Source organism: Haloferax sp. S2CR25, from assembly GCF_031624535.1.
GTDB lineage: Archaea > Halobacteriota > Halobacteria > Halobacteriales > Haloferacaceae > Haloferax > Haloferax massiliensis.
Window position 1 is genome coordinate 82,469 of sequence record NZ_JAMQOO010000010.1, and the last position, 18,106, is coordinate 100,574.

Sequence of the window (18,106 nt, forward strand, 5' to 3'; positions counted from 1 at the left end):
TCGTGTTCGGCGGGACGACTCAGTCGTCGAGCCACGGAGCGCCCTCTCGCTCGACGAGTCGGTCAGTTCGGCCGATGGCATCGATTCGCTCGATGTCTCGGTCGTCGAGGTCGAGAGACAGCGCGTCGACGTTGTCTCGGAGGTGCGGTTCGCTCGTCGCCTTCGGGATAACGGAGACCGGGTTCTTCGAGAGGAGCCACGCGAGGCTGACCTGTGCCGGACTCACCCCGTGTTTGTCGGCTATTTCGACCACTTCCGGGATATCGAAGACGGTCCCGCGGGCGAGCGGAGAGTACGCGACGTGGCGGTATCCCCGGGTCTCCGCGTGCGCGATGAGGTCGCCCTGTTGGAGGAGTGGATGGGTCTCGACTTGGTGTGCGAACAGCGGCGTCTCCAACTGTTCTATCGCCTCTTCGAGAAGGTCGATATCGAAGTTACAGACACCGACGTGGTTGATGCGTCCCCGGCCGACGAGTTCGTCGAATGCGGGAAGCGTCTCCGCCGAGTCGTAGTTCCCGACCGGCCAGTGGACGTACAGCAGGTCGAGGTATTCGAGGCCGAGGCGGTCGAGCGTGGCCGCCAGTCCCTCGATGACCTCGTCGTACGCGAGCCCGAACTTCTCAGCGTGCACCTTCGACGCCACGAATATCTCCTCGCGGGGGACGTCGGCCGCTTCGATACCGTCGCCGACAGCCGCTTCGTTTCCGTAGTACTGTGCGGTGTCGACGTGTCGATACCCCATCTCCAGCGCCGTCCGAACGCTTTCACGACAGGTTTCCGGGTCCGTGTTTTGCCACGTGCCGAGTCCGAGCTGTGGGAGACTCATACTCACTTGTCTCCGGTACGATTCAAATTTCTTTGGATGGTTCGCATCGAAAGTGGGCGTGGTGTCGACGAGTCGGGTTTGGGTCCGACACGGCGGGCAGTCTTGTCAACAAGGCCAAATTATTTATATGGAGCCAGTAATTTGCTAAACGTTCGCAATGAAAGATCAAGTAGAATCTCTCAACCGACGGAACGTGCTACAAGCGATTGGTGGTCTCGGTGCCGCGACTCTCGCCGGTTGCGTGGGGACTGGGTCCGGTCCGCAGACCGACGCGACGCAGACGACCAACAGCGACTCTTCCGCCGAAGGCACCGCCGACGAGACCCCAACGGAAGCGGCGACGGCCGCACCGATGGCGGACTCGATAGAGTTCTGGGAGATGGCGGGCTCCTACGGCGGACTCATGGACCGCTACGCCCAGGAGACGGGAACGGAGATATCCCACACGAACATGGGGTATCCCGAGATTATAAACAAGATGCAGACGCGGCTCATCTCCGGACAGGGTGCCCCGAGTACCGCGCTCATCGAACAGAAAAAGACGCTGAAAATCGCGTCGACCGGCGGCCTGCGGGACCTGCGGCCGCGAATGGAGGACGCCGGCATTATCGACGAATTCAACGACGGGGTGTTGTCCGCCGTGACCGGGGACGAGGGACAGATTTACTCGGTCCCGGACGACATCGCACCGACCACGCTCTATTACCGTCGAGACGTGTGGGACGAACACGGACTCGCACCGCACGACGAAATCGAAACGTGGGACCAACTCATCGAGGAGGGAAAGAAGCTCCCGGACGACATCTCGCTTCTCTCGCTTCCCGCGTCCGGGTCGAACCTCTACTGGCGGTTCCTGAACCGGATGCAGGGCGGACAGGAGTTCAACGAGAACGGGGAGGTCGTCCTCAACGGTGAGGAGGGCCTGAAGGCGGCCCGGATGATGAAGCGCCTCTCGAACGAGGGTCTCATCGACCGGGGCGCAAACTGGAGCCAACAGTGGTTCTCCGGATTCCAGAACGGGACTATCACCGGCTACGCGACCGGGTCGTGGTTCTACGGGACCATCACCTCCTCGATGCCGGAGACCGAGGGTAACTGGCGCGGCTTCAAGCTTCCCGCGCTTGAGTCGGGCGGCAACCGGGCGAGCAACCGCGGCGGTTCCGGCCTCGTCATTCCGCAGCAGGCGTCCGAGGAGGAGGCGAATCGAGTGTGGGACTACATTAAGTTCGTCACCGCCACCCCCAAGCAGAACGCGCTCAGTTACAAGAACGAAGGCCAGATGACGGCACACGAGCCGTCGTGGGACCAAAGCGCGTTCTCGAACGCCGAATTCGACTTCTTCGGCGGACAGCAGCTCGCCAACATCTGGATCGACACCGTTCCGGACATCCCCGGATACCGATTCACCGTCGATTCCCCCATCGTCTCCAGTATCATAAACGAGGAGATGCGAAACATGATCGACGAGGGCGACTCGCCGAAACAGGCCTTAGACCGTGCGGCACAGCGCGTCGCTGACCGAACCGGTCGCGACATCGCATAGAAGATGAGCTCGGAGTCCATCGTCAAACTGTCTGACCGCCTTCGCTTCCAGCGACAGCGGTTCAAGGAGATGATGCCGACGATTCCCGGGACTGCATACATCTTCCTCGCGCCCTTCTTCATCACGTTCGTCCTGTTCCTGGCGTTCCCGATCTTCTACACGGTCTACCTTTCGTTTTTCACGTATCAGGGCGTGGCGAGCGATCCGCTGTTCTGGGTCCAGTTCGGAAACGTCTACCTCGAAATACCGAAAATCGCGAGCCTAGAGTTTGTGGGGCTGGCGAACTACCAACGACTTCTTCGTGATAGTGTGTTCCATCAGTCGATGTTCAACACTATCTACGTCTTCGCAATCGAACTCCCGCTGATGGTCGGGCTCGCGCTCGGGCTCGCCGTGGTACTTAACGCGGGGTTCACTCGGTTCAAGGGCATCTTCCGGAGTCTGATGCTCCTCCCGGTCTCGGCAAACACCGTCGCGTACTCGGTCGTGTTCGTCGTCATCGTCGCCGAGGGCGGACTGCTCGACTTCATCTTCCAACTGTTCGGCATCGCGCCGCTGAACTGGCTCGGCAACGGGTTCTGGTCTCGGAACCTGATGGCGTTCATGGTCGTCTGGCGCTGGACCGGATACAACATGATAATCATCTTGGCCGGGCTCCAGACGATCTCCGAGTCGCTGTACGAGGCCGCGGAAATCGACGGCGCGTCGCGCCTCGAAAAGTTCCGGTACATCACCATCCCACAGCTCAAACCGGTGTTGCTGTTCGTTCTCGTGACGACGACCATCGGGAGCTTCAAGAAGTTCTCGGAGCCGACGATTCTCATCGGCGCGGGCGCGCCGGTAAAAGAGACTCGAACGGTCGTCTACTACATCTACGAGGTCGCCTTCCAGAACCTTCAACTCGGGTACGGAAGTGCGCTGACCGTCGTTCTCGTTGGAATCGTCATGTCACTGTCCGTAATCCAACTCAAGTGGAGCTAACCATGCACGAAAAATCGAAAACCGAGGCGTTGTGGCGATTCGGCGGCTACGGGTTCCTCATCGCGGCCGCGCTGTTCATGATCGTCCCGATATACTGGATCGTTATCGCATCTACTCTGCCTCAGTCGGCGATTCTGTCGAGCAGCGGCGCGCTTCCGCAACTACTCCCCGGCGGACACTTCGTGGAGAACTTTCAGGCGTTGCAGTCGCGCCAGTACGTCAACTTCATGAGCAGTGTCTGGAACAGCATCTTCATCGCAATCGTCTACACGGTCCTCGCGTTGATTCTGTGTTCGATGGCCGGCTTCGCGTTCGCCAAGTACGAGTTCCGGTTCAAGAAGTCCATCTTCGCCGGCATTCTGGCGACGCTTATCATCCCGGTCAATCTGTTGGTCATCCCTCTGTTCCTCGTCATGTCGACGGCGAACATGACCAACACGTACGCCGCGGTCATCCTGCCGTGGGCCGCGTACCCGGTTGGAATCTTCTTCATGCGTCAGTCGATGCAAGCGATCCCCGACGCGCTGTTGGAGTCCGCCCGGATGGACGGCGCCTCGGAGTTCCAACTGTTCTACCGCGTTGCGATACCGTCGATGAGATCGTCGATGGCGGCGCTCGCTGTCATCCTCTTTCTCTTCCAGTGGAACATGTTCCTCTGGCCGCTGGTCGTTCTCGACACGGATAAGTTCACAATCCCGGTAGCGATTACCAAAATCATGGGACAGCAGGTCGTCGCGTTCGACCAACTGATGGTCGCATCGGCGGTCGCAATACTCCCGATGTTCGTGGTGTTCCTCGCGCTTCAGAAGTACTTCGTGCGAGGCATCCTCTCGGGAGCCGTAAAGGAGTAATTCAACATGACACAGATTGACATCGAAGGACTCGTCAAAACGTACGAAGCGAGCGAAGACCACGACGTCGAGGGTAACGAAATCGTCGCCGTCGACCACGTCGACCTCCAGGTTCGAGACGAGGAGTTCCTCGTTCTCGTCGGGCCGTCGGGGTGCGGAAAGACGACCTTGCTCCGCTGTATCGCGGGTCTCGAAAGCATCACCGACGGGGACCTCCGCTTCAACGGCGACCAGGTGAACCACCTGCGGGCGAGCGAACGGGACGTCGCGATGGTGTTCCAGAACTACGCGCTGTACCCGCACATGACCGTCAGGGAGAACCTCGGATTCGGTCTGAAGCTGTCGACGAAACTCCCATCGGACGATATCGACAGGCGAGTCGTCAGCATCGCCGAGCTAATGGGAATCGAGGACCTGCTCCCGAAGAAACCCGGCGAACTCTCGGGCGGGCAACAGCAGCGAGTCGCGCTCGGCAGAGCGATCGTCCGAGAGCCGGAGGTGTTCCTGATGGACGAACCGCTGTCCAATCTCGACGCGAAGCTTCGCTCCGAGATGCGAACAGAGATTCAGGAACTCCAAAACGAACTCGGCGTGACGACCGTCTACGTCACCCACGACCAAACCGAGGCGATGGCGATGGGCGACCGAATCGCCGTCGTGAACGACGGGCGACTCCAACAGGTCGGCGTCCCGGAGGAGCTCTACCGGAATCCGACGAACGAGTTCGTCGCGGACTTCATCGGAAGCCCGAGCATCAACCTCATCACCATGGACGTCGAGGGCAACCGTCTCGTCTCCGAGTTCGGCTTCGAGTACGAGTTCTCCGACTATCAGGTCGACGACGTCGCTACGGTGCGGCTCGGAATTCGACCCGAAGACCTCGAAATCGACAGAGGCGGATCCGACATCGAGATATCCGTCGTCGAAAAGATGGGGAACGAGAACTTCATCTACGGGAAACTCGGTGACAAAGAGATTGTCGCCCGAACCGACGCGTCGGTTCGCCCCGACACCGGCGAGCGCGTCGGAATCAGCTTCCGAGACGAGGCGGCCTACCTCTTCGACGCGCAGTCCGGATCGGCGCTCAAGACGAAAACAGACGCCCTCCACGCCCCACAGACGCAGTTGTGACGCAGTTCCCCGCGTGAACACGCGAGGAACACCCACGCCGGTCGAACAGGTGAACGGCGGCCGTGCCGACAACGCTACCAGAGCACCGCCATCACGGCGAGACCGCACGCACCTGTTGGCTATCTCCGCACCGTTCGCGTCGTCATCTCCGGCACACCGACGTCGCCGACGACAAGTCTAGCAACGCCTCGCGCGCGCTCAACGGCCGGATTCTCCCCACGCTGGGCGGGAGACGAGGACTCACCGCCGAAATCCGCCCCACCAACAAAAACAATAAATAGTGAGGGTTGGTATCGTTAATCACGGTGACAGAAACCATGTGGATACGGACAGGCTTGACTATCCGTGGCGATGAGCACAGTGATACGCGCGACTGCCGGACGAGGGGAGACCGATGAGTCGGGACGATACCTCCGACAGTTCCGACGGCGGCGACTCCTCGTCGACTAAGCTGGCGGTGACGCGACGACGACTCATGCAGGTGACCGGCGGGTCGCTCCTTGGCGGCGCGTTGTTCGGCCACGAGACGTCCACGGCCCGCGCAGAACCACACGATGGAGTCGACCCGACGCCCGGGGACATTAATTGGAGCACGTATATCGAGACACCCGGCGTCGTCGGAGAGTACACCGAACCGCCGCACGTCGCGACGACGATGCCCTACGGGTCGCTGTCCGCGGCGCGAGCCGCCGAGCGCGACCGCGACTTCCTGACCGACCAATGGCTCGAATCGCAGTACGTCACATCGCTCGACGGCCCGTGGCAGTTCGACTTCGCAACCGACCTCGCTGGTGCGACGGCTGACACGTCGAACTACGCGAACTGGGACACAGTCTACGTTCCCCACACATGGAACACAGACGGCTACGGCGATTTGGGGTTCTACAATCAGGCGGTCGGTTTCTCGCCGAACGACCCGCCGAACGTCCCGAGTACCGACAACAGCGTCGGGACGTACAAACGGGAGTTCACCGTTCCGGACGGATGGACCCAAGGTCGGCAAACGTATCTCAACATCGGCGGTGCGAAAGCCGGGTACTTCGTCTGGGTCAACGACGCGTACGTTGGCTACAAGCAGGGGTCGATGACGCCCGGTGAGTTCAACATCACCGACGTCGTCACCGAGGACTCGACGAATACCGTCACAATTCAGGTCGTCCGCTGGACCGACGGGACGTATCTCGAACAACAACATATGTGGCGGTTAGCCGGCATCTTCCGGGACGTGCTTCTGTACTCGAAACCCGACGTACACGTCCAGGACTTCGATACGGTCGCGGACCTCGATTCCACCTACACGGACGGGACGCTGGAAGTCGACGCCGCCCTCGCCAACCACACGAGCAGTCAGCAGTCCGCGACCGTGCAAGCGACCCTGTACGACCCCGCCGGAATCGAAGTCGGGACGACTAATCGGAGCGTCACCATCGACGCCGGCGACACCGTTACGATGTCGGACGGCGTGGTCACCGACCACTCGACGGAGAACAACGGTGGCACCGTCATCGGCGACCCGTCCTACGTGAGTGGGTCCAGCGGACGGGCGCTCGATTTCGACGGGGGCGACGACTGGGTCGACGTCGGGTCCCACCCGAGTCTCGACCTCTCGGACGCGTTGACGCTGGAAGCCGTCGTCTACGGCGAGTCGCTCACCGGCGAACAGCCGATGGTTGTCAAGGGAGACACGTCCTACGGACTGAAGATGAGCGGCGGCGACCTCCAGTTCTTCGTCTACGACGGAAGCTGGAACACGGTCACTGTCGCGCCGCCGAGTGGCTGGTCCGGAAGTTGGCACACGGTGACCGGCGTCTACGACGGTTCGTCGCTTCGCCTGTACGTCGACGGCACCGAAATCGGCGCGACTTCGTTCTCGGGGTCGGTCTCGACGAACGGTTACCGCCTCGGTATCGGCCACAACGCCGAGGCTCGGAGCCGCTACTTTGGTGGCCGCCTCGACTCGGTACGCGTGTACGACCGCGCGCTCTCGTCGTCGGAAGTGAACGCCTCCCGAACCGGCCCCGACAGTTCGACGCGACTGTGGCTCGACTTCGAACAGACGGGCCCGCCGCTGTCGATGACGGTCTCCAACGTCGACGCGTGGACCGCCGAGACGCCGGCCCTGTACACGCTCGGCATCGAACTCATCCCGAGCGGGGCTTCCTCGGCTACCGAAGCGATGGTGGAGAAAGTCGGCTTCCGAACCATCGAGGTCGTTTCGACCTCCGACGGGGCAGCGGAGAAAATCACCGTCAACGGCGAGGCGGTGACGCTCGCCGGGACGAACCGCCACGACTACAGCCTCGACCACGGGCGACACGTGCCGACCGAGCGGATGCGAAAGGAGATCGAACTCGCGAAGCGGAACAACGCCAACGCGATCCGCTGTTCGCACTACCCCAACCGCCCCGACTTCTACCGACTGTGCGACGAGTACGGAATCTATCTGCAAGACGAGCTCAACGCCGAGGCCCACGGCAACCAGTCGCTCGTCAACGACTTCCCCTCGTACGACCCGTCGTTCCTCGACCGGTTCAAGCGGATGGTCGTGCGCGATAAGAACTTCGCCTCGATAACCGTCTGGTCGACCGGAAACGAGGCCGGTCTGGGGGAGGCGCATCGAAAGATGGCCGACTGGGTGCGCAGCGCGGACCCGACTCGGCTCGTCGGCCATCAGGATAACGCCGGTGGCTACGGGAGCGGTTTCGGTGGCACCGCTTCCTTCGCAGATATCAACGGCATCCGGTACCCCTTCCCAGGCACCATCGAGAGCATGGCGGGCGACTCCAGCGTGACGAAACCGGTCGTCATGGGTGAATACCAGATTATGTCCGGCAACGGCGGGGGACTCCTGACCGACTTCTACGACGTCATCCACGCCCACGAGCAGTTACAGGGCGGCTATATCTGGATGTGGAATCAGCACCAACTCAACGCGACGGAGGACCCGCTCGACGGGAATCTGTTGAGCGAGGACCACAGACGCGCGGCTATCGACGACCGCTCCATCGCGGGCCACACCGCGCTGGTTAACGGCTCGCCGAACGAGGTGTCCGGCGAGAGCGGGTCGGCGCTCGAACTCGACGGGACCGCCGACTGGGTCGACGCCAACCACGACGACAGAATCGACATTACGGGCGAACTGACCGTCGAAGCGGTCGTCTACGGCGACGGTAGCCTCGCCGGTGAACAGCCGTTCGTCGTCAAGGGCGACACCCAGTACGGACTGAAGATGAGCGACGGCGACCTGCAGTTTTTCGTCTCCGACGGCTCGAATCAGCAGACTGCGAGTGCCGCTCCCCCGAGCGGCTGGGACGGGAGTTGGCACACGCTCTCGGGCGTCTACGACGGGTCGGCCGTCCGGCTGTACGTCGATGGGTCCGAAATCGCGTCCACAGCCTTCTCGGGGGCGATAAACAGCAACCGATACCGGGTCGGAATCGGTCACAACACCGAGACGGCGGAGCGCTATGCGAACGTTCGGGTCGATTCCGTTCGCATCTTCGAGCGGGCGCTCTCGTCGAGCGAGGTTGGCTCGCTTTCCTCGCCGGACGACTCCTGTCGCCTCTGGCTCGACTTCGAACTCAAAGAGCACCACTGGGGCGACCCGCCCCAGCCGACGGCGACGGTAATCGACCACCGGCACACGATGCCCCAACTCGACGTGATGAAGAAGGCCCAGCAGTTCGTTCGCTTCGAGGCGAACGACCTGCCGAACGGCGACGTCGACGTCACGAACGTCTACGACTTCACGAACACGAGCCAGTTCGACTTCAGTTGGGTGCTCAAAGAGGACGACACGGTCATCCAGAGCGGGACGTTGAACCCGAGCATCGCTCCCGGCGAGACGCAGACGGTCAGCCTCGGGTACTCACAACCGTCGCTACAGGCCGGCTCCGAGTACTTCTTGGACATCAGCGTGACGCTCGCGTCGGACACGTCGTGGGCCGACGCCGGCTACGAAATCGCGTTCGAACAGTTCGTCGTCCCGTGGGACGCCCCGGACGCCCCGCAGTCGAGCCTCTCGGATATGAGCGGCGTCAGCTACTCGACGAGCGGGTCGGAAGTCACCGTCTCCGGGTCGGACTTCACGTACGTCTTCGATACGAGCGCGGGCCGATTCACGTCGTTCCAGCGCCACGGAGAGGAACTGCTGAACGCCGGCCCGCAACTCAACGCGTGGCGCGAACCGGTCCACAACGAGTCCGCCGGGTGGGGCGGAGCCGAGGCCGACGAGTGGACGTCGGCGGGGCTAGACGCGCTGACGGCGACGGTTGACGCTAGTAGCGTCTCACAGCCGGATCCGTCGGCGGTCCGCATCGAAGTCGAAACGACTGACTCCGCGAGCGGTCACAGCGAGGCCTTCACCACCGGCTACACCTACGACGTCCTCGGCAGCGGCGACGTGGTCGTGCAGGTCGAAGTGACGCCCAACACGGACATGCAGAACGCCATCACGGAGTACCTGCCGAAGTACGGCCTCCAACTCCGGATGCCGGCGGACTTCGATACCTTCGAGTGGTTCGGTCGCGGCCCCGGGGAGACCTATCCGGACCGGAAATGGAACGAGCGTATCGGGCGGTACAGCGGGTCCGTCTCCGACCAGTTCGTCGGGTACGTCCCTCCGGGCGACTACGGCAACAAGTGCGACACGCGCTACGCCGCGTTGACCAACGACAGCGGCGTCGGCCTGTTGGTCCACGGCTTGCCGTCGACGGAGACGATGAACGTCAGCGTCCAAGCGTTCACCGACATGAGTGACGCCGAACGCGTCAGCGACCTCCAGTTCGCCGACGGCATCGTCTTCAACGTCGATTACGCCGTCAGCGGCGTCGGCGGGATGCCTCGGAACACGCTTTCTGCGTACAGCGTCGACCCCATCAGCGAGCGGTTCTCCTATGCGTTCCGCCCGTTCGATGCAAGCAGCGACGACCCGCTCTCGCTGAGTCGGCGTGACCTCCCGTACGCCGGTCAATCGGGTTCGGGTCCCATCACCGAGGGGACGTACTACGTCGAGAACGTCAACAGCGGAAAGGCGATGGACATCGCGAACAGTTCGACGGCTGACGGCGGGAACGTCCAGCAGTACGGTTACTGGGGCGGTTCGAACCAGCAGTGGGACGCTGTCCGCAACGGGGACGGGACCTACCGCTTCGAGAACGTCAACAGCGGAAAGGTGCTGTCGGTCGATTCCGGGTCGACCAGCGAAGGGGCGACACTCGTCCAGTGGACGTGGAACGGAAACGACGAGCAGCGATGGGCCGTCAACGAAAACAGCGACGGCACGTACCGGTTGGAGAATGTCAACTCGGGGTACGTCGCCGACGTGAACGCCGCTTCGACCAGCAACGGTGCCGACGTCATCCAGTGGGGATGGGGCGGCGGCGACAACCAGAAGTGGACGTTCAACGCGCCGTAACGGCGAACCGGCGTCCGGTCGGTGCCTCGTCGGAGCACGGTCCGGCCAGTATCCCCCTCGACGTTCGAGAACACACCGGGCGAGAGCCGCCTTGGTGAGTGGTCCCGTGCCGACTTACTCGGACCCGAGTCCGACGCCTCCGATAGACCCGTCGAGTACCGCGATATCGAACGCGTCGACGGTCGCCTCACCGAGCAGGAACCCGGCGGAGTCGGGGACGGTCAACGTCACCGGGTCGCTCGTGAAATTAAGCGCCCACGTGTAGCCGTCGCGCTCCATCACGCGCACGCCGTCCGGGAATCGCTCAGTGTACTCGACGCCGGCGGCGTCCAGTAACTCCGTCACGAGCGCGTCGGCGAGGTCGTCCCCCGGCCAGCAACCGCAGTACGTCACGGTTCCGTTTCCGGCGTCGTTCCGCACGATTGCGGTGTTTCCGGCCGCTTCGCCCGTCCGATACTCTCCCCGGGGCACCCCGTCTTCGGGAGCCAGCCACGAGGCCCACGTTCGGAACTCGTACGTTGCACCGTCGTAGGAGAGCCGCGTCTCGATATGGTCGGGCAGCGTTTCGTGACGCGCCACCCGTGCGCCGGTGAGGGAGGTGAGCGGCCCCGGCGCGAGCGACTCGTGAAGCTGGTTGTACGGGTCTTTCTCCCCCGTCCGGGCCCCGAGGAGGAGACTGCCGCCCGAATCGACGTAGTCGGTCAGGGCGGTCGACAGCTCGTCGCCGACGAGATACAACGTCGGTGCGACGACCGCGTCGTACCGTTCGAGACTCGCTTCCGGCGAGACGATGTCGACCTGCACACCGCGGGCGCGAAGCGTATCGTAGTACGTCCGTAAGTGGTTCCAGTAGTCCCAGTCGGGCGAGAGAGGTTGCGAACGCGTCGCCCACAGGCTCTCGTAGTCGTGGACGAGCGCGACCGACGCATCGACCGAGTCCAAGTCGAACAGCTCGTCGGCGGCGGTCGACGCTTCGCGGTACCCGCGGTCCGGGGAGCCGTCCTGCCGCCGAAGCCCGGCGTGGTACTGTTCTTGCCCCTGACGACAGCGACGCCAGCGGAAGTAGACGACGGCGTCCGCGCCGTGAGCGACGGCGTGGTGGGCCCACAGGCGCATCGCCCCGTCGGCCGGTTGCGGCGACTGCGGCGGCCAGTTGATGTCTCCCGGCTGTTGCTCCATCACCCAGAACGGCTTCCCTTTCGCGCCGCGCTGGAGGTCGTGGTTCATGCTCACTTGGTCGGGATTCCCGGCCCGTAACTCGTCGGCTGTCGGCGTGTCCGGCTGTCGGTCCTGCACGAACCCCGTCGGATAGGAGTCCCACGAGAGGAAATCGAGGTCGTCGGCGAGGCGAAAGGCGTCGAGTGAAAAGCCACCCATGAAGTTGTGCGTGACGAACCACTCGTCGTTCGCTTCGCGGATGAGGTCTGCGTGCAGGCGGTTGTACTCGGCCACGCTGTCGTTACTAAACCGCTCGTAGGCGAGTACCCGCGAGGGGTGGTTGGCGGCCGGTGTCGGTTTTGGAGGGTCGACGCTCTCGAAATCGTCGTACTGCTGGCTCCAAAACGCCGTTCCCCACGCCTCATTGAGGTCGGCAACGGTCTCATAGCTGTCGGCGAGCCATTCGCTAAACGCCTCGCCACAGTCCTCGCAGTAGCAGGTAACCGTCTCGTGGCAGCCGAATTCGTTGTCGGTCTGCCACCCGGCGACGTGGGGGTTGTCGGCGTATCGTTCGGTCAGCACGCCGACGATGCGTTCGGTCTCGGAACGGTAGGTGGGCGAGTTGAAGCAGGTGAACCGACGGCTCCCCCACTCGCGCGGCGTGCCGTCTCTGTCTCGCTGTCGAACGTCGGGATGTTCGTCGACGAGCCATTTCGGCGGCGTCGCTGTCGGCGTGCACAGAACCGCTTTCATCCCGAACTCCCCGATGAGTTCGACGGCCTCGTCTAACCACGCGAAATCGAACGTCCCTCGCTCCGGTTCGATTCGTCCCCACGCGAACTCCCCCATTCGAACGTATTCAATCCCGGCTTCGGCCATCTGACTGATATCGGTCTCCCACCGCTCTCGCGACCAGTGCTCCGGGAAATAGCAGACACCAACTGTCATACCCATTAGTCAAAGTGGTGAGGTATAGTTCTTTCCGGTGTCTGGGCACTGGCTGATACCCACCCGTCGAGTCCTGCGCACCAGGCCCGCCGTCACAAATTTCGGAACCATCGCCCGTACTTATGTACCACTGTGAGAGACAGTCGTGCGAACACATGCACGGCTCAACTGTCGGTCTGAACGCCCTCGACACCGAACGCGAGACCCGGTCGCAAACCGCCGAGGGGCGTCGATGACTGCCGAACTCGTCACGTTCGGCGAGACGATGATTCGGCTGAGACCGCCGGAGGGCGAGCGAATCGAGACCGCCCAGTCCCTCGAATTCCGGACCGCCGGTGCGGAAAGCAACGTCGCGGTCGCCGCCTCCCGCCTCGGCTGCTCCGCCGCGTGGCTCTCGAAGCTTCCAGACTCGCCCCTCGGTCGGCGCGTCACCACGGAACTCCGGACACACGGCGTCGAGCCGTACGTACGCTGGGACGACGACGCTCGCCAAGGAGGGTACTACATCGAACAGGGGCGCTCGCCGCGTCCGACGAACGTCATCTACGACCGCGCCGATGCGGCAGTCACGACCGCGCGACCGGACGAACTCGCCGTCGAAGTCGTGGAAGACGCGGCGGCGTTCTACACGAGCGGCATCACGCCGGCGCTCTCCGAGACGCTTCGGGAGACGACCGGCGAGCTTCTGCAGACGGCGACCGAGGCGGGGACGACGACCGCGTTCGACCTCAACTACCGGTCGAAGCTCTGGTCGCCGTCCGACGCGCGAGACGTGTGCGAATCGCTCTTCCCCGAGGTCGACGTCCTCGTCGCCGCGGAGCGAGACATCCGCACTGTTCTGGAACTCGACGGCGACGCGCCGACGCTCGCATCGGAGTTGACCGCCGACTTCGATTTCGAGACGGTCGTGGTCACTCGCGGGGAAGACGGAGCGCTCGCACGACACGACGGAACGGTGTACGAGCAACCGGTCTTCGAGACGGACACGGTCGACGCCATCGGGACCGGCGACGCGTTCGTCGGAGCGTTCCTGTCGCGGCTCATCGCGGGCGAATCAGTCGAGACCGCGCTCGCCTACGGTGCGGCGACCGCCGCGCTCAAACGGACAATTCACGGCGACCTCGCGGTCGTGACGCCTGACGAAGTCGAACGCGTCCTCCGCGGGGGCGACGCCGGAATCGACCGATAACCCCCTCCTTCGCCGAGCGTTCCGGATTCGCCGCGCGAACCGCGCCGAGACAGTCAGCTCCGAACTTCCGAGCGGTGGGGTGCGTCAGTCGCGGCGTGCGCTTTCGACCGCTTCGACGAAGGAACGCGCGTTGTTCTCGATGGTCGCGAAGTCACCGCGCGAGACGGCGTCGTTGTCTACGATTGCGCTTCCGACCCCAACGGCGGTCGCTCCGGCGTCGAAGAACTCGCCGACGGTATCGAGGTCCACGCCACCCGTCGGAACCGTCGGAATGTGTCCGAGCGGACCGCCCAGTGCGGAGACGAACCCGGGGCCGAGCGTTCCGGCCGGGAACACCTTCACCATCTCGGCACCGGCCTCGTAGGCGTCGACCGCCTCGGTCGGTGTCGCGATACCGACGATAGAAGGGGAACCGTATCTGTTACCGGTCCGGATGACCCCCTCGTCGAACGTCGGCGTGACCAGGTACTCCGCACCTGCGAGCAGCGCCGCGCGAGCGGTTTCGCCGTCGAGGACGGTTCCAGCGCCGATGGTGACCTCTTCCGCCGTGAACGACGCGGACACGTCGCGGAGCATGTCGAGGACGCCGTCCGTGTTCGCGGTGATTTCGACGGTCGAGACGCCGCCGCGCGTGAGCGCTTCGACGGTTTCGATCGCCGTGTCGGCGTCGGTTCCACGGATGATGGCGATGAGGCCGGTCTCCCGGATGCGGCGTGCTGGGTGTTGGCTCATACTGGCTACTCTCGGACGAGGGGTTTAAACGCGGTGGTCGACCCGTCCAGAGATACCGTCCCGCCCCGTCGCCGACGCTCAGTCGAGCGTGACCACACGTCCGGACTCGCCTGCCTCGTAGACGGCCTCGATGAGTCGCATATCGAGGACACCGTGTTCGCCGTCGGGACCGATCGGCGCGTCGGTCAAGATGCGGTCTGCGGCGTAGTCGAACAACTCGGTCATCTGATTGACCTGCGGCGTGTCGAGCGTGACCGAAACGTCGTCGCGCGTCACTCGGATTTCCGTTTCCATGTGGTAGGCCGGTTCGACGAGAATCTCGCCGTTGGTCCCGACGACGCGGAGGCTGGTCGTCGCTTGGGCGTTTTGGCTGGCGGTCGCGGCCAAGTACGTTCCGTCGTCGAACTCCACCATGAACGAGGTGTGCTCGTCGGGCACCTGCTCGAACGCGTCGTGAGCGGATTGCATGAACGCCTGCGCGGCAACCGGGTCGGAATCGAGCAGGAACCGGCAGGTGTTGAGCGGATAGATGCCGATGTCCGTGACGGTCGCGCCCGGTCCCGCCAGTTCGGGGTCGAGCCGCCATTGGTTCGGGTCGGAACTCAGTTCGAGCATCGCTTGCGAGTTCGTCCCGATTGCGTGGACCGGGTCGCCGATGACGCCGTCTCGAATCAACTTTCGCGCGCGTCGAATCGCGGGTTCGGTGTGCATCCGGTAGCCGACGATAAGCGGAACGCCCGCCTCGTCACACGCATCGACCATCTTCTGCCCGCGTTCGCTACTCGCTTCGATCGGTTTCTCGCAGAGGACAGCCTTGCCCAACTCGGCGGCCGTGCGCGCGTACGGGAGATGAAGCGCGTTGGGCGAGCAGATGTATACCGCGTCGTAGGCGTCGGCGGCTTCGCCGGCGTGGAACTCGTCGTACGAGAGACCGTGTGTCGCCGTTTCGACGCCGGCCGCGACCCGCTTTGCTTTCTCCGAGCTACTACTGACGGCGACGGTCGTCTCGCACAACTCCGACGCGTCGATAGCCGGAATCGCTTGGTCGACGGTCCACCACCCGAGTCCGATGACTGCGATGCGGACCGTCCCGTCGGACACACGCTGCCAGTTACGGCGCTCGAAATCGTCGAGGAACGCTTCTAACGACATACGAGTCCCACAAGATGGACGAGTGGTATAATATCGAGGGTTCGGGAGTCGTCACCGAGGTCACGGTCCGAGAGAAAGACTTTTTCGAGGTACACCCCAACGTACGCGTAACGAATCATGAGTAAGATTTCGGAGTATGAGCTGTTCGAGGTGCCACCGCGATGGCTGTTTCTCAAGTTGGAGACGACCGACGGCGTCGTCGGCTGGGGCGAACCAGTCGTGGAGGGTCGCGCTCACAGCGTCAGGGCCGCCGTCGAGGAACTGATGGACAACTACATCCTTGGAACGGACCCCGCGGCGATAGAAGACCACTGGCAAGCGATGTACCGGGGCGGCTTCTATCGCGGCGGTCCGGTGTTGATGAGCGCGATTGCGGGTATCGACCAGGCGCTGTGGGACATCAAAGGGAAACGCTTCGGAGCCCCGGTTCACGAACTGCTCGGCGGTGCGACGCGGGACCGAATGCGCGTCTATCAGTGGATCGGTGGGGACCGCCCCTCGGAGGTCGCCGAACAGGCCGAACTGAAAGTCGAGGCGGGGCTGACCGCCGTGAAGATGAACGCCACGGCGGAGCTTGAACGGATTGACACGCCCGCGTCGGTCCAAGCGGCGGTCAATCGACTCGAAGAGGTCAGGGAGGCCGTTGGCCCCGAAATCGACATCGGCGTCGACTTCCACGGGCGCGTCTCGAAGCCCATGGCGAAGCGACTGGCGAAGGCGCTCGAACCGTACGAGCCGATGTTCATCGAAGAGCCCGTCCTCCCCGAACACAACGACGTGCTCCCGGAAATCGCACAGCACACGACGATTCCCATCGCGACGGGCGAGCGAATGTACTCGCGCTGGGATTTCAAGCAGGTGTTCGAGAACGGCGCGGTCGATCTGATTCAGCCGGACCTCAGCCACGCGGGTGGCATTACCGAAGTCAAGAAGATCGCAGCGATGGCCGAGGCGTACGACGTCGCGCTCGCCCCGCACTGTCCGCTCGGCCCGATTGCGCTCGCCTCGTGCCTCCAAGTGGACACCTGTTCCCCCAACGCGCTCATCCAGGAACAGAGCCTCAACATCCACTACAACCAGCGGAACGACGTGCTCGACTATCTCGAAGACAAGAGCGCGTTCGAGTACGAAGACGGCTACGTCGCGGTTCCCGACGAACCCGGGCTCGGAATACAGATGGACGAACAGTACATCCGAAAGCAGGCCGAACGCCCGGTCAACTGGCACAACCCCGTGTGGCGTCACGAAGACGGCAGCGTCGCCGAGTGGTGACCGGCCGCCGCGAATCGTTCACTAACTGTTAACAACTTATTTGTACGTCCGTCGAGTGTCGGAGGGTATGCCCACCGCAGACGACTACGGAATCAAGGCGACGATGACGAGCCATCGAATCCTCGATACGATACGGAGTCGCGACCGGCCGACGTTGACGGAGATCGCTCGGGCACTCGACCTCTCGAAACCGGCGGTCCACAAGCACCTCGCGACGCTCGAAACACTCGGCTACGTCATGCGACGTGACGAGGGGTACGAAATCGGACTCGAACTCGTGAGTTTCGGCGTCTACGCGAGGCGACGACAGCGGATATACGAGGTCGCGCGGTCACAGGTGGTCGAACTGGCCAACACCATGCGGGAGCAGGTCTGTCTGGTCGTTCCGGGACAGGGTAGTGAGTGGAACTGCCTCTACATGTTCACGGCCGTGCCAGCGGATTTAGACACTCCGGACCAGGAAGGCGAGATACGACCATTGCACGCGACAGCGGCCGGGAAGGTAATCCTCGCCAATATGGACAAAGACGAGGTCGCGGAGTTTCTCGACCACGACTCGCTCTCCTCGGAGACTGCGAATACGATCACCGAACGCAACGAGTTGAAGTCCAAACTCCAAGCGATTCGCGACCAAGGAGTCGCATACGACAGACAGGAGCAATCGGATGACTATCGGGGTGTCGCCGCACCGGTCCTCGACGACGATGGTCGCCCGCTGGGCGCAATCGAAGTCCTCGGCCCTCCCCCGAGAATGAGCGGAAAGCGTCTCGAAGAGGACACCGTCGGCTTGGTCGTCAGCGGAGCGAAGAACGTAGAGAATAAACTCTCGATCGACTGACTGGATTTTCTATTAGTTAACAGACCCGGCGCGGGAGGTAGAAATACGGATACGGAAACCCGGATATAT

At 62.9% G+C, this 18,106-nt stretch carries 12 protein-coding genes; 8 read left to right on the forward strand and 4 right to left on the reverse strand.

Translation table 11 applies throughout. The annotated features are described in order from the left end of the window. Window positions 1-19 precede the first annotated feature (19 nt). The gene (locus tag NDI65_RS18375) at window positions 20-826 is read right to left on the reverse strand and encodes an aldo/keto reductase (protein ID WP_089780587.1); all 807 of its coding nucleotides are present in this window, start codon (window positions 824-826) and stop codon (window positions 20-22) included. A 157-nt stretch (window positions 827-983) separates the two neighbouring features. Here NDI65_RS18375 and NDI65_RS18380 point away from each other — a divergent pair, with 157 nt between their 5' ends. From NDI65_RS18380 to NDI65_RS18400, 5 genes are all read left to right on the forward strand, one after another. Next, window positions 984-2,369 carry an extracellular solute-binding protein gene (locus NDI65_RS18380; RefSeq protein ID WP_089780585.1) on the forward strand — a complete coding sequence of 462 codons (1,386 nt, stop codon included), beginning with the start codon at window positions 984-986 and terminating at the stop codon, window positions 2,367-2,369. A gap of 3 nt (window positions 2,370-2,372) precedes the next feature. Further along, on the forward strand, window positions 2,373-3,350 hold the full coding sequence (locus NDI65_RS18385) for a sugar ABC transporter permease (RefSeq protein ID WP_089780584.1): 978 nt from the start codon (window positions 2,373-2,375) through the stop codon (window positions 3,348-3,350). 2 nt (window positions 3,351-3,352) lie between these two features. After that, window positions 3,353-4,201: a carbohydrate ABC transporter permease gene (locus tag NDI65_RS18390; RefSeq protein ID WP_089780582.1), complete on the forward strand. Its 849-nt coding sequence runs from the start codon at window positions 3,353-3,355 to the stop codon at window positions 4,199-4,201. 6 nt (window positions 4,202-4,207) lie between these two features. Beyond that, window positions 4,208-5,332 (forward strand): ABC transporter ATP-binding protein, encoded by a 1,125-nt coding sequence (locus tag NDI65_RS18395; protein ID WP_089780580.1) that lies wholly within the window; start codon window positions 4,208-4,210, stop codon window positions 5,330-5,332. Between the two features lie 394 nt (window positions 5,333-5,726). Continuing rightward, window positions 5,727-10,748, forward strand: coding sequence for a glycoside hydrolase family 2 TIM barrel-domain containing protein (locus NDI65_RS18400; RefSeq protein ID WP_089780578.1), 5,022 nt, complete (start codon window positions 5,727-5,729; stop codon window positions 10,746-10,748). 114 nt (window positions 10,749-10,862) lie between these two features. Here NDI65_RS18400 and NDI65_RS18405 read toward each other — a convergent pair whose 3' ends face one another. Next, complete coding sequence (locus NDI65_RS18405; protein WP_089780576.1) at window positions 10,863-12,854, reverse strand: beta-galactosidase; 1,992 nt, start codon at window positions 12,852-12,854, stop codon at window positions 10,863-10,865. Window positions 12,855-13,086: 232 nt separating this feature from the next. On the opposite strand from NDI65_RS18405, the gene kdgK2 reads away from it, so the two are divergent. Further along, window positions 13,087-14,043: a 2-dehydro-3-deoxygalactonokinase KdgK2 gene (gene kdgK2 / locus NDI65_RS18410; RefSeq protein ID WP_089780574.1), complete on the forward strand. Its 957-nt coding sequence runs from the start codon at window positions 13,087-13,089 to the stop codon at window positions 14,041-14,043. A gap of 84 nt (window positions 14,044-14,127) precedes the next feature. On the opposite strand, the gene NDI65_RS18415 is transcribed toward kdgK2, so the two are convergent. Both NDI65_RS18415 and gfo6 read right to left on the reverse strand, forming a co-directional pair. Next, window positions 14,128-14,775, reverse strand: coding sequence for a bifunctional 4-hydroxy-2-oxoglutarate aldolase/2-dehydro-3-deoxy-phosphogluconate aldolase (locus NDI65_RS18415; RefSeq protein WP_089780572.1), 648 nt, complete (start codon window positions 14,773-14,775; stop codon window positions 14,128-14,130). 78 nt (window positions 14,776-14,853) lie between these two features. Beyond that, a complete protein-coding gene (gene gfo6 / locus NDI65_RS18420) occupies window positions 14,854-15,927 on the reverse strand; it encodes a D-xylose 1-dehydrogenase Gfo6 (protein WP_089780570.1) in 1,074 nt (357 codons plus the stop codon). Between the two features lie 117 nt (window positions 15,928-16,044). Here gfo6 and dgoD point away from each other — a divergent pair, with 117 nt between their 5' ends. Together dgoD and NDI65_RS18430 are read left to right on the forward strand one after the other, a co-directional pair. Continuing rightward, window positions 16,045-17,199, forward strand: coding sequence for a galactonate dehydratase (dgoD, locus tag NDI65_RS18425; RefSeq protein WP_042661890.1), 1,155 nt, complete (start codon window positions 16,045-16,047; stop codon window positions 17,197-17,199). A 67-nt stretch (window positions 17,200-17,266) separates the two neighbouring features. Next, window positions 17,267-18,037, forward strand: coding sequence for an IclR family transcriptional regulator (locus tag NDI65_RS18430; protein ID WP_042661891.1), 771 nt, complete (start codon window positions 17,267-17,269; stop codon window positions 18,035-18,037). Window positions 18,038-18,106: the final 69 nt, after the last annotated feature.

Excerpts from the sequence above, each read along its gene's own strand:
- NDI65_RS18375 (WP_089780587.1), bottom strand. The coding sequence starts at position 826 with ATGAGTCTCCCACAGCTCGGACTCGGCACGTGGCAAAACACGGACCCG.
- NDI65_RS18380 (WP_089780585.1), top strand. The coding sequence starts at position 984 with ATGAAAGATCAAGTAGAATCTCTCAACCGACGGAACGTGCTACAAGCG.
- NDI65_RS18385 (WP_089780584.1), top strand. The coding sequence starts at position 2,373 with ATGAGCTCGGAGTCCATCGTCAAACTGTCTGACCGCCTTCGCTTCCAG.
- NDI65_RS18390 (WP_089780582.1), top strand. The coding sequence starts at position 3,353 with ATGCACGAAAAATCGAAAACCGAGGCGTTGTGGCGATTCGGCGGCTAC.
- NDI65_RS18395 (WP_089780580.1), top strand. The coding sequence starts at position 4,208 with ATGACACAGATTGACATCGAAGGACTCGTCAAAACGTACGAAGCGAGC.
- NDI65_RS18400 (WP_089780578.1), top strand. The coding sequence starts at position 5,727 with ATGAGTCGGGACGATACCTCCGACAGTTCCGACGGCGGCGACTCCTCG.
- NDI65_RS18405 (WP_089780576.1), bottom strand. The coding sequence starts at position 12,854 with ATGACAGTTGGTGTCTGCTATTTCCCGGAGCACTGGTCGCGAGAGCGG.
- kdgK2 (WP_089780574.1), top strand. The coding sequence starts at position 13,087 with ATGACTGCCGAACTCGTCACGTTCGGCGAGACGATGATTCGGCTGAGA.
- NDI65_RS18415 (WP_089780572.1), bottom strand. The coding sequence starts at position 14,775 with ATGAGCCAACACCCAGCACGCCGCATCCGGGAGACCGGCCTCATCGCC.
- gfo6 (WP_089780570.1), bottom strand. The coding sequence starts at position 15,927 with ATGTCGTTAGAAGCGTTCCTCGACGATTTCGAGCGCCGTAACTGGCAG.
- dgoD (WP_042661890.1), top strand. The coding sequence starts at position 16,045 with ATGAGTAAGATTTCGGAGTATGAGCTGTTCGAGGTGCCACCGCGATGG.
- NDI65_RS18430 (WP_042661891.1), top strand. The coding sequence starts at position 17,267 with ATGCCCACCGCAGACGACTACGGAATCAAGGCGACGATGACGAGCCAT.